Origin of the sequence: Pseudomonas sp. MWU12-3088, from assembly GCF_023242405.1 — a bacterium.
GTDB classification, from domain to species: domain Bacteria; phylum Pseudomonadota; class Gammaproteobacteria; order Pseudomonadales; family Pseudomonadaceae; genus Aquipseudomonas; species Aquipseudomonas kribbensis.
On record NZ_JALJEA010000001.1, the window covers coordinates 1,120,705 to 1,135,978 of the forward strand.

14 protein-coding genes are annotated in these 15,274 nt (G+C 59.6%); 12 read left to right on the forward strand and 2 right to left on the reverse strand.

The annotated features are described in order from the left end of the window. Nucleotides 1–6 precede the first annotated feature (6 nt). The 10 genes from tssE (at nt 7) to M5B98_RS05120 (ending at nt 11,687) form a co-directional block, all read left to right on the forward strand. Nucleotides 7–450: a type VI secretion system baseplate subunit TssE gene (tssE, locus tag M5B98_RS05075; RefSeq protein WP_248742040.1), complete on the forward strand. Its 444-nt coding sequence runs from the start codon at nt 7–9 to the stop codon at nt 448–450. Then, nucleotides 434–2,227 carry a type VI secretion system baseplate subunit TssF gene (gene tssF, locus M5B98_RS05080; protein WP_248742041.1) on the forward strand — a complete coding sequence of 598 codons (1,794 nt, stop codon included), beginning with the start codon at nt 434–436 and terminating at the stop codon, nt 2,225–2,227. Before tssE ends, tssF begins: the two co-directional genes overlap by 17 nt. Continuing rightward, the gene (gene tssG / locus M5B98_RS05085; RefSeq protein ID WP_248742042.1) at nt 2,191–3,216 is read left to right on the forward strand and encodes a type VI secretion system baseplate subunit TssG; all 1,026 of its coding nucleotides are present in this window, start codon (nt 2,191–2,193) and stop codon (nt 3,214–3,216) included. The genes tssF and tssG overlap by 37 nt, the downstream gene beginning before the upstream one ends. 1 nt (nt 3,217) lies before the next feature. Then, the gene (tssH, locus tag M5B98_RS05090) at nt 3,218–5,758 is read left to right on the forward strand and encodes a type VI secretion system ATPase TssH (protein WP_248742043.1); all 2,541 of its coding nucleotides are present in this window, start codon (nt 3,218–3,220) and stop codon (nt 5,756–5,758) included. A 183-nt stretch (nt 5,759–5,941) separates the two neighbouring features. Further along, entirely contained in the window at nt 5,942–6,991 is a 1,050-nt protein-coding gene (locus M5B98_RS05095; protein ID WP_248742044.1) for a hypothetical protein, read from the forward strand. Between the two features lie 66 nt (nt 6,992–7,057). After that, complete coding sequence (locus M5B98_RS05100) at nt 7,058–7,693, forward strand: hypothetical protein (protein WP_248742045.1); 636 nt, start codon at nt 7,058–7,060, stop codon at nt 7,691–7,693. A 63-nt stretch (nt 7,694–7,756) separates the two neighbouring features. After that, entirely contained in the window at nt 7,757–8,497 is a 741-nt protein-coding gene (locus M5B98_RS05105; RefSeq protein WP_248742046.1) for a hypothetical protein, read from the forward strand. 41 nt (nt 8,498–8,538) lie between these two features. Continuing rightward, the gene (locus tag M5B98_RS05110; RefSeq protein ID WP_248742047.1) at nt 8,539–9,111 is read left to right on the forward strand and encodes a hypothetical protein; all 573 of its coding nucleotides are present in this window, start codon (nt 8,539–8,541) and stop codon (nt 9,109–9,111) included. A gap of 11 nt (nt 9,112–9,122) precedes the next feature. Beyond that, a complete protein-coding gene (tssI, locus tag M5B98_RS05115; protein WP_248742048.1) occupies nt 9,123–11,132 on the forward strand; it encodes a type VI secretion system tip protein VgrG in 2,010 nt (669 codons plus the stop codon). Nucleotides 11,133–11,144: 12 nt separating this feature from the next. Continuing rightward, complete coding sequence (locus M5B98_RS05120; protein WP_248742049.1) at nt 11,145–11,687, forward strand: toxin-antitoxin system YwqK family antitoxin; 543 nt, start codon at nt 11,145–11,147, stop codon at nt 11,685–11,687. A 1-nt stretch (nt 11,688) separates the two neighbouring features. On the opposite strand, the gene M5B98_RS05125 is transcribed toward M5B98_RS05120, so the two are convergent. After that, entirely contained in the window at nt 11,689–12,084 is a 396-nt protein-coding gene (locus M5B98_RS05125; RefSeq protein ID WP_085732036.1) for a DUF4280 domain-containing protein, read from the reverse strand. 190 nt (nt 12,085–12,274) lie between these two features. Between M5B98_RS05125 and M5B98_RS05130 the strand changes: the two genes are divergently transcribed. Then, nucleotides 12,275–13,342, forward strand: a complete 1,068-nt coding sequence (locus M5B98_RS05130) for a phosphotransferase family protein (RefSeq protein ID WP_248742050.1) — start codon at nt 12,275–12,277, stop codon at nt 13,340–13,342. 38 nt (nt 13,343–13,380) lie between these two features. Further along, nucleotides 13,381–14,148 carry an SDR family oxidoreductase gene (locus M5B98_RS05135; RefSeq protein WP_248742051.1) on the forward strand — a complete coding sequence of 256 codons (768 nt, stop codon included), beginning with the start codon at nt 13,381–13,383 and terminating at the stop codon, nt 14,146–14,148. Nucleotides 14,149–14,193: 45 nt separating this feature from the next. On the opposite strand, the gene M5B98_RS05140 is transcribed toward M5B98_RS05135, so the two are convergent. Continuing rightward, on the reverse strand, nt 14,194–14,847 hold the full coding sequence (locus M5B98_RS05140; protein WP_248742052.1) for a trimeric intracellular cation channel family protein: 654 nt from the start codon (nt 14,845–14,847) through the stop codon (nt 14,194–14,196). Nucleotides 14,848–15,274: the final 427 nt, after the last annotated feature.

Consider the following 15,274-nt stretch of genomic DNA (forward strand, 5'->3'; position numbering starts at 1 on the left):
TTCGCCATGGCAGGCACCGGCATACGTGCACCGCTGTTCGAACGCCTCGCTTGCAGCGAGGCCGACGAGCCGCCGGTGTTCAATCGGCAGGATCTGCTCGACTCGGTGCACGCCGAGCTCGGGCGCCTGTTCAACACCCGCCGTGGCCCGCGCGCACTGACGACACCCCCGAGCGTTATCGACTACGGCATCGCCGACTGGAGCGCCCTGCAACAACAGCGCAGCGATGACCGTCGTCGCCTGGCGCGGGACATTCGCGAGGCCATCACCCATTTCGAACCGCGCTTGCTGCTGGGCGAGGTTCAGGTCAATCCCCTCCCCGAACAGCCACAGCGATTGAGCATCCGCCTGCTCGGCGAGTTGCGCAGCGGCTCGCTGCACTGGCCGGTGGCCTTTGTCATCGAGCCCGGCAACGAAGGGTTGGAGGTGCGCCATGAGCGACTCGATTGACCCGCAACTGCTCGACTATTACCAACGAGAACTGACCTGGCTGCGCCACGCCGGCAGCCAGTTTGCCGAACGCTACCCGAAAGTCGCGCGGCGGCTGGAGCTGTCTCCCGGGGAATGTCCGGATCCGCACGTCGAGCGTTTGCTTGAAGGCTTCGCCCTGCTCGCGGCGCGTCTGCAACGGCGGCTGGATGACGACTACGCCGAGTTCAGCGATGCCTTGCTGGAGCAGCTCTATCCCTTGGCCGTGCGCCCGCTGCCGTCCTGCGCCATCGTCCAGTTCGAGCCGGACCCGAGCAAAGGCAAACTCGACGGCGGCTATCCCCTGCCCCGTGACACGCCACTGTTCATCACCACCAGCAAGGGCGAAAGCATTCACTTTCGCACCAGTGCCGCCGTGCGGCTGTGGCCCATCGAAGTGACCGAAGCGCTGTTGCTCGGCAGTGACGAAGCCCAGGCGCTGACCGGTGTGGCGCAGTCCCGTTCAGCGTTGCGCCTGAGCCTGCGTTGCCTGGGCGAAAGCCAATGGTCCGAGCTGGAGATCGACAGTTTACGCATTCATCTGGCCGCCTCACCGGTGATCAATGCCGGGCTCTATGACCTGCTCGGCGCCCATTCCGTGCAGGTGCTCGCAGGCTCGCCGGGGAGCATTCCGGAGAAATTGAAGGGGCTGCCGCAGATCGTCGGATTCGCCGACGGCGAAGTGCTGCTGCCGGACGAAGACGGCGTGCACCCGGGCATGCGCCTGTTGGCGGAATACTTTGCCTTCCCGGAGAAATTCCATTTCTTCGACCTGCCGCTCGGCGGCGTTTCCAGCGACAGCCAGACGCTCTACCTGTACATCGTTTTCGACCGTGCGCCGGCCGGCCGCCTGCACCTGCAGGCCAGCGACATCGCCCTCGGCTGTGCGCCGGTGATCAATCTGTTCCCGCGCACCTCCGAGCCGCTGCGCCCCGACGGCACCCGCAGCGAATACCGACTCATCGCCGACAGCCACCGGGAAAACAGCGTCGAGATTCACAGTATTCGCGCGATGCGCTCCAGCTCCAGTGTCGGCGTGCAACGCCTGCCCGCCTATTACGGCAGCCAGCACATCGGCGGCGATCAACAGCGTTACTGGCATGCGCGGCGAGTCAGTGGCCAGTCGCCAAACCGGCTCGGCAGTGATCTTTTGGTCAGCGTGGTCGACACCCGCTTTGAACCGCAAACCGACCTGCCCGACTACAGCCTCACGGCCGAACTGCTGTGCACCAACCGGCACCTGGCCCAGAGCCTGCCGGCCGGCACGCCGCTGGGATTCGAGCGGCCGGGGCCGGTGGCGTGGGCACGCCTGCGCAATCCGCCGAGCCCGCAGAGTCTACCGCGACTGGACGGCGATTCACGCTGGCGGCTGGTGTCGCAACTGACCCTCAATCACTTGTCGCTGGTCGAAGGACCGCTGGCCATGGATGCGCTGAAAGAGATTCTGCATCTGCATAACCTGCGCGATGAAGCCAGCGCCCTGCGCCAGATCGATGGCTTGCTGAGCCTTGCCTGCGAACGGGTGATCGGCCACGTCGGTGCCGATGCCTGGCGTGGCTGGCGCAACGGGCTTGAAGTGCAGTTGCAGCTCGATCCGCAGCATTTCGTCGGCAGCAGCGCAGTGCTGTTCTCGGCGGTGCTCGCGCAGTTCTTTTCGGTGTACGCCACGGCCAATCGCTTTGTGCGCACGGTGCTTATGCAGGCTGACAAGGAGGTCAAGGCATGGCAACCCCAAGCCGGCATGCCCCTGTCGCTCTGACCCTGGGCCAGCGTCTGCGCCGCGATCCGCAGGCGTTCGAATGGTTGCAGGCGTTGCTGCTGCTGGAGCGCGAACAGCCGCAGGCCGACTCCCTCGGTTCAGGCACATCGCCGCAGGGCGAAGCGCTGAAATTGCGCGGGCCGTTGACGCCCGTGTTCGCCGCCAGCCAGATCGAAAGCCTGGAGGAAAAACCCGGTGAACCGCTGACGCTCAACTCGCCGATGTTCGGCCTCGGCGGCCCCGACGGCCCTCTGCCCTACGCCTATCAGGAATGGCTGCAACAACGGGCCCGGGCCAAGGATCACGCACCTGCCGAATTCCTCGATCTGTTCCAGCATCGGCTGCTGAGCCTGCTGTACAAGGTGATGCGCAAACACCGGATCGCCCTTGGCTTCACCACGCCCGGCGCCTCTCCGGTGCAGGCGCAATTGCGGGCCCTGACCGGGTTGTTGCCCAAGTCCCTGCAGGAGCGCCAGGCGATTCCCGACTGCGCCGTTCTGGCTTGCACCGCGTTGTACGCCGATGGCCGCCGGTCGTTGGCGGGGTTCGCAGCGATTGTCCGCGAGCAATTTTCCATACCGGTGGAGCTGAGCGCCTATGAAGGTGCATGGCGTGAGATTCCGGCCGCCAGTCGAAGCGTCATGAAGGCCGGCGGGCGCAATCTGCAACTGGGTCGCAGCGCCGTGGCCGGCACCCGGGTCTGGGATGAGCATGCCGGGATTCGTTTGACGCTCGGTCCATTGTCCTCGGCGCAAGCCGGAAGCTTTCTGCCGGACGGCGAAGCGCACCCGGCACTGGCGAGCCTGGCGGCGTTGTATTTCGGCCCGGATCTGGACGTGAAACTGGTGATGTTGGTGCGCGGTGCCGGGCCGCTGAAGCTCGGTCGTCAGGCCCCGGCGTTGTTGAGCTGGAACGGCGGACTGCAGCGTCAGGCCAGCCTTGCAGTGCAACGGATCGAGACCCGTCTTCGTCAGCTGGAGATCACCTGAAATGGAACTGGCCAGCCTGATCGGACGCCTCAACCCGGACAACCGCCGCGCCCTCGAACGCGCCGCCCAGCGCTGTTTGCAGCGCGGGCATCACTTTGTCGAGATCGAGCATCTGTTGCTGGAATTGCTTGACATCGACGGTGGCGACTTTGCCTTTCTGCTGCCGCGTTTCGGGCTGGAACGGGATGCACTGACGGCGGAAATCAACAAGGCGCTGGACCTGTTCAAGGCTGGCAGCACACGCACCCCGGCGTTGTCATCGCACACGCTGGGACTGCTGGAGGATGCGGTGGTGCAGGCCAGTGTGCTGGGGATCGACAGCATTCGTTCCGGGTTGTTGTTGCTGGCACTGATTGATCGCGACGAGCGCCGCAGTCTGCTGCTCAACAGTGCGTCTTCATTGCTGCGAATTCCGAAAGAAGCCCTGCGCGCGAATCTGCTGGAGTGGACGGAGAACTCTCGCGAGCATGCAGGCCCGCGTTCTGTGTCTTCTGGAAATCCGGCGCCACGTCAGGACTCGGTACTCGATCAATACACCCAGGACCTGACCGCTGACGCCCACGCCGGGCGCATCGACCCGATCGTAGGTCGCGACGGCGAGATTCGTCAGTGCATCGACATTCTTCTGAGACGCCGGCAAAACAACCCGATTCTGGTCGGGGCTCCGGGCGTCGGTAAAACCGCAGTGGTCGAAGGCCTGGCGCTGCGTATTGCTGCCGGAGATGTGCCGCCGTCGCTGCAGGAAGTCAGCCTGCGGGTGCTCGACCTGGGCCTGCTGCAGGCCGGTGCCGGGGTAAAAGGTGAGTTCGAACAACGGCTCAAAGGCGTAATCGACGCCGTTCGCAGCGCCGACAAACCGATCATCCTGTTCATCGACGAAGCCCACACACTGATCGGTGCCGGCGGTGCAGAGGGCGGCAGCGATGCGGCCAACCTGCTCAAACCTGCGCTGGCCCGAGGTGAATTGCGCACCCTCGCCGCCACGACCTGGATGGAATACAAGAAATACTTCGAGAAAGACCCGGCCCTCGCCCGCCGCTTCCAACTGGTGCAGGTCGAGGAACCCGACGAAATCACCGCTGTGGAAATGCTTCGCGGCGTGGCCGCCAAACTCGAACAGCACCACGGAGTGCAAGTGCTGGACGCGGCGATCCACGAAGCGGTGAAACTCTCCCATCGCTACATCTCCGGACGCCAGCTACCGGACAAGGCCATCAGCGTGCTCGACACCGCATGCGCCCGGGTTGCCCTTGGTCAGCATGACGTGCCTCCACCGCTGGAAAGCCTGCGCCACCGGCAGAACAGTTTAAAGGATGAAGTCGAGCGCCTGCGCCGGGAACAGGCCACGGGGCTGGATCATCGTGAGCGAATCACGCTGTTGGAAAATGAATCGAAAACCAATGTGCAAGCCATCCGCGAACTGGAAACCCGCTGGAGCGAAGAGCGCGTGGCCGTGCGTGAACTACTCGAAACACGCCGCGAATTGCTGGCGTTGAGCGAAAGCGCCGATAGCGACAAGCCCGACGAAGCCACCGACAGTCGCATCGATCATCTGGCCGCCGAACTGCTGCGCCTGGAGGCAGGGCTCGATGCGATTCGCCAGGACGACCCGCTGGTACCGGAACAGGTCGACAGCAAGACCGTCGCTGCCGTGATCGCAGGTTGGACCGGCATCCCCGTCGGCAAAATGCTCGCTGATGAAGCCCATGCCGTGCGCACCCTTGGCCAACGCATGGGCTTGCGTGTGATGGGCCAGAAAACGGCACTCGCAACCATCGCCCAGCGCCTCCAGGCCTACCGCGCCGGGCTGACCGATCCGCAAAAACCGGTCGGCGTGTTCCTGCTGGTCGGCCCCACAGGCGTTGGCAAAACGGAAACCGCGTATGCATTGGCCGATGCCTTGTATGGCGGCGAACGCAACTTGATCAGCATCAACTTATCCGAGTACCAGGAAGCCCATACCGTCAGCCAGCTCAAGGGAGCCCCGCCGGGTTACGTCGGTTATGGCAGTGGCGGCGTGCTGACCGAAGCCGTCCGCCGCAAACCCTATTCGGTGGTGTTGCTGGATGAAATCGAGAAGGCGCATCCAGATGTATTGGAAGCGTTTTACAACGTCTTCGACAAAGGCTTGATGGAGGACGGCACCGGGTTGGTGGTGGACTTCAAGAACACCGTGATGCTCGCCACCAGCAATGTCGGGGCTGAATTGCTGCTCGATACGCCGGTGTCGCAAATCGGCAGCGAAGCCTTCAACGAGGCGCTGCACAAAGTCCTGCTGCAAGCCTTCCGCCCGGCGTTTCTGGCGCGCATGACGGTGGTCGCGTATCGGCCGCTGGATGAGCAGACGCTGGAAGGGATTGTGCTGGCGAAGCTTGAGAAATTGCGCGGGCGCTACAAGGCGGCGACCGGCAAACAGTTCGAGTTTGATTCGGGAATTGTGAAAGCGGTGCTCGCCAAATGCAGCGCGGCAGGCGCGCGGGATGTCGAGAACGTGTTGATGACGCAGGTGACGGGGAAGTTGGCGGAGTGGGTGTTGGAGTAGCTGGATAAGGAAATCGTCATGTCGAGATTATGTTCAACGTTAGCGGCACGGGAATACAAAGCGATCGCGCTCCTATCAGCATCTTTTTCTGACATAACCCGGGTCACCGCAGAGCACTGCACTTATATTGAAAACTGCTAATTTCAGGACTTTTAATTCGACGTCGAATTGGAGAAAACCACCATGTCAATCACCATAAGTTTCTCAACAACCTCCAATTTGCAAGATTGGGCTTTTGATGCGGTCATCCATGCAGAAAGAGCGATTGAAGACTTGAGCAGCATTCAAAAAAACCTTGACACCTCAAGAGCCATATTCACCAAAAGTGCATCTTCCCAAGGATTGAAGTGCGAAATAATTCCAATCGAAGCATATAAAACCCACAACACGTGGCAGGTATATTTTAAAAACAGCCTTGGCGTGAGTACACTCGTAGCAGTTATCACCGAGACGGGTATTGCCAAGCAAAATATTCCTCTGTTATGCCCTATGTGCGGAAAGCCCAGTATGGACGAATCAAATCCGGGAACCAATGCGCACAACGTTGTATCTGCCTCAATCTGGAGAGAGGTACTGGATGAAGTTTTTACCTTGGCTTTCAGAGCCTATTTAGTTGCACCGACGCCGCAAAAAACGATCGACGGGACAAATGACTTGCTCGACTCTCTTAAAAAAGTTGCCTCAGGTACCGGAAGATCTTCGACGATCGGCGCAGCAACCCAAGGAGATCGGAGAACCTGCAAGGCCTGCGAACAAATTCATGGCTCACTGTCTTTATTGCAACGCGACAACGCTATGCGTTCATTGGTCTCCGAACCACTGATCCCCTATTATGAAAAAAACAGCAAAGGTAAAAAGGAACTAATAGGTGCACTGCATATTATTCCAAAACCTCTAGCACTGGGTCTTGAGTTCGGGGGCACCGAAGGTGGCGGCGTCTTCAGCAGAGACATATTGGAAGAAATAACAAGACAACGAATAGAAGATGTCATTCGCGGAATTGCAAATGAAATCTACAGTCAGAAATACCGTCCAGCGAATAGCCACGGAGCATTAAAAGAAGGTTATGAATGCATGACCATCTTCAATGACACGACAAAATATTACGCTTTCCTGGACCTGATCAGAGACAAAGCTTTTAAAAAATCCGGGAGCCGACCAACAGACGCAGGACAAGAGTCCAACTTCCTTCAAAAGATACAAACAAAAGAATACATCAGCTACGCAAAATGAATGGCACGAGATACCGAAACAAGAGCCGACAGTACGCCCCCCTAAAAATCTCAGGAAAAAACAATCATGTTAGGACTAGTCCCTTCAATCAATCAGTTCCAGACTCACTACAACACGGCAATTTCGTATCTGAATCACTCCCCTTTCGCCCAAGAGGTCATCTCCAGCCTTGATAACTCCCCTCTGCACATCGGAATCATGGTGATCAATCAAGGCGGCTCGGAATATATCCCTCCCTACAGCCGAAAATGCCCCCATTACCTTGACGGCGGGATGATCTGCTGGAACCACACTCAGTCGGTCGACACTACGGATTTCGCTTCAAACGACCCACGATTGGGACCGGGTGAAAGTCATCGTATCGATGCGCCTTGGAATAGAGAGCAGAGTTGGGGCGCATGGATTCTGGAAGGCGTATTTGGTCCACGTACACGTACAGGTTTCCTGACCCCGGCAGTGTGCCTGTTACACGAAATGGGCCATGCACTGCAGTACATTTCCGATCCGGCACAATTTCAGTTGCTGGCTCAAGGAAACATAGGCGAGCTGGAGAACCTGAATGTCAGGGCTATTGAAGCTACGGTGGTTCAGGAGTTGCGAGGCGCGGGCTTAACGGAGACCGCACGCTGGGACTACATGCACCAAGGGCACTCACCCGGTGGAAATGCCTGGCCAAACTGGCTGCGCTGGTTCTCAGGCTGATATTGAAAAGCGTGCGAGCCAGAGGACATGAACCTGTACCAATCCTGCAAGCAGGAAATCAATATGGGCATCACCTACGAAAAGACGACAGACACTTTCGCCTCCGATCATTCTCGGCCCGGCTCACACTTGAATCTGAGCGTTCTGCAAGTACTGGTCGAAGAGATCATCAACACCACCCCACTCAATGAGGCGGAGCAACTGCTTCTGGATACCCACGACCCCCATTCAAAAAAGAACCCCTACAAAATTGCCAAGCAGATGAAAAGCAAGAAATTCCTGTCGACCTATAACTGTGCCGTCTGCCACAAGATCCCGTATTCGGCGGTAGAAAAAAGCTTTCTGAAGCTAGTTCAAACCAACCCCGCTCCTCACAATTTCGCGTGGTCGCATCTGGAGTCTTTGCTGCAAGGTCTCTACGGTCACGGTTATGCCAGTGTTGCTGCACAAGAAGTGGCCATGTTGCAGAAAAACCTCGCATCCACGGCCACCAAGCCGCAGGTCGCCATTGAGATAACACGAATGCTGCGCGAATTCGATGCATCTACAGACAACCTGTATGTGGGTTTCGCCCAGACCAATTCAAGCATCGGTGACCGGATCGACAAACACTATGACGTGGTGTCACCTGGCACCACGCCTGTGGCGGCAACCCCGCGCGGAGCCAATCTCGAACAGTTGCTCAATTATCTGGAAGCCAGCCTGGGCCTGGGCAAGACCAGCCCCATTCAACAGGTGGTCAAGGGACTCAAATGGGAAGAGTCCAGCAACGTCAGTGACATTGGCTGGCTGGTTGTGGTGTAACGCGGGACGAGCGGAGTCTCACTGCTGAAGGACACTGGATCATGCTCAAGGCACTCCTCGAACAACAAGACAAGCACCTGTATTTGAATCTGCCTCAAACACACGCAGGAACCGTGACGTTTCAGATTTCAACCATGAGTTCAGCCCCAGAACTACTTTGCCTGAATCATGGAGGTCCCTTCGAGGCTTATTACCTACCCTGGGCGGAAGACGCGGGCTTGTATCTCGACTTGCCGGCGACACCAACGGGTACTGATCCGGTTATTTTTCTGACTGACAATCTGACGGGCTGCTGTGTGGGCGTTCAGAGTTTTGGCGGGTTCGTCAGGGTTCGTCATTACAACCTTGCAACCACCCAGACTCACAGGCCCATATTCACCAATGACGACCTGTTCAGATACGGAACCAACGTCTCCTGGTTGTTGCCCTCGGATAAATACAACGTGAACACCGTCCCCAGGGCAGCGCCCTACACTCATATGGGACACGGTGGAGGCGATGCGATTCTCTGGGGCGAGTATGTCCCTCGATATTGGCCTTTCACTTCGAAATGGCACTTCTATTATCAGAACGGCAATGTCGATACCACCATTCATGAATTGGACTATCAGTAGCAGGCCAAACCATGCCCCGCTCGACCGACAGCAACACCACCCTCTCCCTCACCGCCGCCTCGCTGTCGGCACTTTTCCCTGAGTCGTTTTCCGGCGACGAAGCGCTAAACCTGTTGGGTTCACAAATCCTTAACGGTCTCAACGACGGCACTTCCCTCACCCTGACCACAGCCATCGCCACCCACGTCACCACCACCCTGCACAACGACGCCCAACTCCGTCCCTTCGACGCACTGGTCGCCGAGATTCGCCAGCTCCCCGCCGACGCGACCGCCGAACGCTATCAGCTGGTATTAAGGCCCTGGCTCTGGTGGCTGACCCTGGCCAGCAACAACCGCGTGTTCCAGAACCTCGCCACTTCGGACATCGTGACCACAATCTTCAAGGCCCACGGTTTCACCGATTTCAAACTCTCGCTGAGCGGCAGCTACACGCCCCGCGAATACTGCGTGCAATATGGCGAAACCGATTTCGCCTTCGTTTCTCGCCTGCTGGAAGAGGAAGGCATCTTCTGGTTCTTCATCCACGAGGACGGCAAGCACACGCTGGTGCTGGGTGACAGCAACGATGCTTTCGTACAGATCCCCAACGGGCCGAAGGTCAAATACCTGGGCCAGCAAATGGGCGAGCGAGAATTGCATGGCATCCGCTCAGGCCAGGTGTGTCTGCAAGCAGTGGCAGGGGTGTACAAGGCAACGGATTACGAGTTCACCACGCCGACCACTTCACTCTATGGCCAGGCGGAGGCCGTGGCCGGACCACGCTCCATCTATGAGCATCCCGGCGGTTACAACGCCAAAGCTCGGGGTGACGCATTGACCAAACAACGGGTCGATGGCCTGCGCAGTGAAGAGAAACGTTTCGTCGGCGAAAGCGATTGCCGCTGGTTGATTCCGGGCCATTGGTTCACCCTCGACGGCCATGACGATGCAAGCCTGAATATCGATTGGGTGGTCACGCATGTCACCCACGACGCCAGCCACGAAAGCTATCGCAACCGCTTTGAAGCCATCCCTAAAGCCACGCCCTTTCGCCCGCAACGCACCACACCCAAACCACGCATGCATCCGCAGACCGCGATCGTCGTGGGCAAGTCCGGCGAGGAAATCTGGACCGATGAATACGGCCGGATCAAGTTGCAGTTCCCGTGGGATCGCGACGGCAAGAACGATGAAACCAGTTCCTGCTGGGTGCGTGTGGTGTTGCCGTGGAGCGGCAAGGGCTTCGGCATGCAGTTCGTGCCACGCATCGGCCAGGAAGTCATCGTGACCTTCATCGACGGCGACCCGGACCGGCCACTGGTCACCGGTTGCGTGTACAACGGCGACAACGCCCTGCCCTACGCCTTGCCGGCGAACCAGACCCAATCGGGGATCAAGACCCAATCGTCCAAGGGTGGCGGCGGTTTCAACGAGCTGCGTTTCGAGGACAAGAAGGATGCCGAAGAGGTGTTCCTGCAAGCGCAGAAAGACCTGAAGATCAACGTGCTCAACGACACCAGCGCCACCGTCGGCCACGACGAAACCCTCACGGTGCAAAACGCCCGCACCCGCACGGTCAAGGACGGCGACGAAACCGTCACGCTGGAAAAAGGCAAACGCAGCGTGACGATCCAGACCGGCAGCGACAGCCTCGATGTGAAGGACAGTCGCACCGTCAAGGTCGGCGCCGACCAGAACCACAGCACCGGCGGCAATTACACCGACAAGGTCACCGGCGACTACAGCCTGACGGTGGACGGCAACCTGACGATCAAGGTCAGCGGCACCCTCACCCTGCAAAGCGGCGGCAGTTTCACAATCAAGAGCGGCGCAGATCTGGCAACTTCGGCCAGCACCTCGATTACCCAGAAGGCCGGCACCGCCATGACCAATCAGGCCGGTACTTCGCTGGACAACAAGGCCGGAACGACGCTGACCAACGATGCCGGCGTCAGCCTGACCAACAAGGGCGCGGCCTCGCAGACCGTGGACGGCGGTGGCATGCTGACCATCAAGGGCGGGCTGGTACAGGTCAACTGACAAGGAGTCGCCATGGCGATCACACCGCTGGATTTGCAGCAGGATGACAAACACCTCAAGGGGCGCCTGCAGGACGGGCAACTCGACGGACCGTTGAACATCAAGGATGACGGTCGCCCGCAGGCAGACCTGAATTACAGCCAGGGCCAATTGCAGGGCACGTCCCTGCTCTATCACCCCAACGGCAAGGTCTCGGCGCATATGCCGTTCGTGCGCGACAAGCTGCAAGGGATCGCCAGTTTTTATGCGCCCGAAGGCTGGTTGCAGCGCAAGGCCACTTATCGGCGTGGGTTATTGCATGGTGAGGCCTTCAATTACTTTCCCGACGGGCAAGTCGCGGAAGCCGAGTTCTATCGCGATGGCGTGCGTGAGGGGCGTTATCAGCGCTTTCATCCCAACGGCAAACCGGCGGTGGATGCGCGTTATCTGAATGGGCAGTTGATGGAGCCGGAGCAAGGATTTGCCGAGGACGGGCGACCACTGGATGCCGATGGCAAGCCGATTTCCCGGGTGCGTTGGTGGTTTCGCAAGTGGACGGATCCGCAGCAGGCCTGACTCAGGGAATCAACATCTGCATCTGCCCCGGCATCACGATCTTGATCACCCCCGCCCAGTTGCACATCAACGTGCTGTTGGCATCGATCGCCGGCATCCCGCCCAGCAGCAAGGTCGGCGCTCCGCCGGGGATCCACGGCGAGGCGGTGGCAGGAATGCACGGCATCGGCGTCAGTACGCCCAATGCCGCAGCCGTGGCAGCGGCGACCATCGGATTGGCCATGCTCATGCACATGCCGAACGTGGTGACGTTGACCAGCGGAATATGATCCATGATGTTCGCCGCCGGCATCCCGCCGGTCAGCGTACGATTGACCGGCAGCACGTTGAGCACCGCCGGTGCGGCGCCGAAACTGCATTGCAGGGTGGCGCTGGCACAGACTTGCGGGCAGCCCATTTCAAAGCTCCTTTGTGAACAAGGCATACGCGCTAAACCTTAGTCGCCAGCGGCCCGCCGCGCACATTCCCAAGGGTGATTATCGTCCAACACGCTAACCTATAAGACCGAACCGCGCTTGTGACGACCCGAGCGCGCCATTAGATTAGCCAATGATGTCTGGCCTCCAAAATAAGCAGAAGGGATAAGCATGGCGCTTACTGACCAGTCCACCCGTATCCGCTCTGGCGAAGAACTCGATGCCAGCCTGATCGATCCGTACCTCAAGGCGCACATTCCGGGCCTGAGCGGCACGCCGCAGATCAGCCAGTTTCCCGGCGGCGCGTCGAACCTGACCTACCTGCTGGAATACCCGGACCAGGAATTCGTCCTGCGCCGTCCGCCGTTCGGCCACAAGGCCAAGTCCGCCCACGACATGGGCCGCGAATTCCGCATCCTCAACCAGTTGCGCGACGGCTTCCCGTATTGCCCGAAAGCCTACGTGCATTGCACCGACGATTCGGTGATCGGTGCAGAGTTCTATGTGATGGAACGGGTCAAGGGGATCATCCTGCGCTCGGACCTGCCGCCGGAACTGGGCCTGGACTCGGCGAAAACCGAAGCCCTGTGCAAGAGCTTCATCGACCGTTTCGTCGAACTGCACCGGGTCGATTACAACGCCTGCGGCCTCGGCGATCTGGGCAAACCTGAAGGCTACGTCGCCCGGCAGATCAAAGGCTGGAGCGAACGCTACGAAAAAGCCCTGACCCCGGACGCACCGCACTGGGAAAAGGTCAAAGCCTGGCTCAACGACAAGATGCCGGCCGACCACCCGACCTCCAGCATCGTGCACAACGACTACCGCTTCGACAACGTCATCCTCGACCCGAACAACCCGATGCAGATCATCGGCGTGCTCGACTGGGAACTGACCACCCTCGGCGATCCATTGATGGACCTGGGCAACACCCTCGCCTACTGGATCCAGGCCGACGACCCGGCCCCGGTGCAACTGATGCGCCGCCAGCCGAGCCACGCGCCGGGCATGCTGACCCGCCGCGAATTCGTCGACTACTACGCCGAGCGCTCGGGCATCCGGATCGACAATTTCGACTTCTACTACACCTACGGCCTGTTCCGTCTGGCCGGCATCGTGCAGCAGATCTACTACCGCTTCTTCCATGGCCAGACCCAGGACAAACGCTTCGCGCAGTTCATTCACATGAACAAACTGCTGGAGCAGATGAGCCTGCAGGTCATTGCCAAATCCAGCCTCTGATGACGGCGTTATAACAAGGCTCACTACAAGGGAATCCCATGTCCAAGACTCAGTTGTTCGACCTCGACGGCAAGATCGCTTTCGTCTCCGGCGCCAGCCGTGGCATCGGTGAAGCCATCGCCAAACTGCTGGCCCAGCAAGGCGCCCATGTGATTGTTTCGAGCCGCAAACTCGAAGGCTGCCAGCACGTGGCCGACGCCATCATCGCCGCCGGCGGCAAGGCCACAGCGGTCGCCTGCCACATCGGCGAAATGGAACAGATCAGCCAGGTCTTCGCCGGGATCAAGGAACAGTTCGGCCGTCTGGACATCCTGGTCAACAACGCCGCGACCAACCCGCAGTTCTGCAACGTGCTGGACACCGACCTCGGCGCCTTCCAGAAAACCGTCGCCGTGAACATCCGTGGCTACTTCTTCATGTCGGTGGAAGCCGGCAAGCTGATGCGCGAAAACGGCGGCGGCAGCATCATCAACGTGGCGTCGATCAACGGTATTTCGCCGGGGATCTTCCAGGGCATCTACTCGGTGACCAAAGCTGCGGTGATCAACATGACCAAAGTCTTCGCCAAGGAATGCGCGCAGTTCGGCATCCGCTGCAACGCCCTGCTGCCGGGCCTGACCGACACCAAGTTCGCCTCGGCCCTGGTGAAGAACGACGCGATCCTGAAGCAAGCCCTGACCCAGATCCCGCTCAAGCGCGTGGCCGACCCAAGCGAAATGGCCGGCGCCGTGCTGTACCTGGCGAGCGATGCGTCGAGCTACACCACCGGCGTATCGCTGAACGTGGACGGCGGTTTCCTGTCCTGATCCGCTTCTGATGCAAACGAAAAGGCAGCCCAAGGGCTGCCTTTTTCATGCTTCCAGAACCTTCGGCAATTGCCAGCCGAAATGCACCGATAACAACCGCAACAACAGACACGCCGCCCCCGCCAGCAACGCAGCCGCCACCGGCGAAACGCCCAGCCTGCGCCCGACGATCAACACCGCCGCGCCGACAAACGCCGAACTGGCATACAGATCCGCCTGCAACACCACTGGCACCCGCGCCAGCACAATGTCCCGAAGCACCCCGCCACCGACGCCGGTAATCGTCCCCATCAGCATGGACACAAACGGCGAGATCCCGAAATTCAACGCCTTCTGCGCCCCGGCCACGGCAAACAGCGCCAACCCCGCCGCGTCCAGCACGATCAGCGTCGAACCGGACCAGCCCAGCACCTGCTCATGAAAAACAAACGCCACCCCGCCCATGGCAAACGCCAGCGCCGGATAACGCCAGTCGGCCACCGCCTTGGGCGGCGTAGCGCCGATCAACAGATCACGCGTCACCCCGCCGCCGAGCGCGACGATAAAGGCAATCACCATCACGCCCAACAGATCGAGTTGAGCGTGCATCGCCGCAATGGCGCCTTCAACGGCGAACACGGCAGTGCCGACCAGATCGGCCACCAGCACAATCCACTCGACCCGCGCCTTCGACGGCGCGTGCGTTATTGAGTGACGCAACGAGTCTTGGTGATGTGTCGGGTTACCTGCCCGTCGGCATACATGTCACCGGCGACCTCGGTATTTTCCATCACCTGACAGGTACGCTCAGGTGGCGGAGGCGGCGCTGCCGGCGGAGGGGGTGGAGGACTGGCACAGCCACTGAGCAGCACCAGACCGAAAGCCGACAACAACGAAAAACACACGCGTTTCCCAGGATTGTTCATAGGATGACCCGCGATAAATGGAAGACAAACTCCCGTCGCCGAGCGTGCAAATACCCGGTTATGGAAACCGAACCACTCATTCCTTATAGACCAGTGGGGGGTGAGTGCCAGTGGAATGGTGGGATTGGGGGGAAATGGCTGTCGATTTTGGGCGGAGTTGTTGATTCGTGGATTCTGACAAATCGAGGACAGCCTTGAGAACAAGCCCTCACCCCAGCCCT

Excerpts from the sequence above, each read along its gene's own strand:
- tssE (WP_248742040.1), top strand. The coding sequence starts at position 7 with ATGGCAGGCACCGGCATACGTGCACCGCTGTTCGAACGCCTCGCTTGC.
- tssF (WP_248742041.1), top strand. The coding sequence starts at position 434 with ATGAGCGACTCGATTGACCCGCAACTGCTCGACTATTACCAACGAGAA.
- tssG (WP_248742042.1), top strand. The coding sequence starts at position 2,191 with ATGGCAACCCCAAGCCGGCATGCCCCTGTCGCTCTGACCCTGGGCCAG.
- tssH (WP_248742043.1), top strand. The coding sequence starts at position 3,218 with ATGGAACTGGCCAGCCTGATCGGACGCCTCAACCCGGACAACCGCCGC.
- M5B98_RS05095 (WP_248742044.1), top strand. The coding sequence starts at position 5,942 with ATGTCAATCACCATAAGTTTCTCAACAACCTCCAATTTGCAAGATTGG.
- M5B98_RS05100 (WP_248742045.1), top strand. The coding sequence starts at position 7,058 with ATGTTAGGACTAGTCCCTTCAATCAATCAGTTCCAGACTCACTACAAC.
- M5B98_RS05105 (WP_248742046.1), top strand. The coding sequence starts at position 7,757 with ATGGGCATCACCTACGAAAAGACGACAGACACTTTCGCCTCCGATCAT.
- M5B98_RS05110 (WP_248742047.1), top strand. The coding sequence starts at position 8,539 with ATGCTCAAGGCACTCCTCGAACAACAAGACAAGCACCTGTATTTGAAT.
- tssI (WP_248742048.1), top strand. The coding sequence starts at position 9,123 with ATGCCCCGCTCGACCGACAGCAACACCACCCTCTCCCTCACCGCCGCC.
- M5B98_RS05120 (WP_248742049.1), top strand. The coding sequence starts at position 11,145 with ATGGCGATCACACCGCTGGATTTGCAGCAGGATGACAAACACCTCAAG.
- M5B98_RS05125 (WP_085732036.1), bottom strand. The coding sequence starts at position 12,084 with ATGGGCTGCCCGCAAGTCTGTGCCAGCGCCACCCTGCAATGCAGTTTC.
- M5B98_RS05130 (WP_248742050.1), top strand. The coding sequence starts at position 12,275 with ATGGCGCTTACTGACCAGTCCACCCGTATCCGCTCTGGCGAAGAACTC.
- M5B98_RS05135 (WP_248742051.1), top strand. The coding sequence starts at position 13,381 with ATGTCCAAGACTCAGTTGTTCGACCTCGACGGCAAGATCGCTTTCGTC.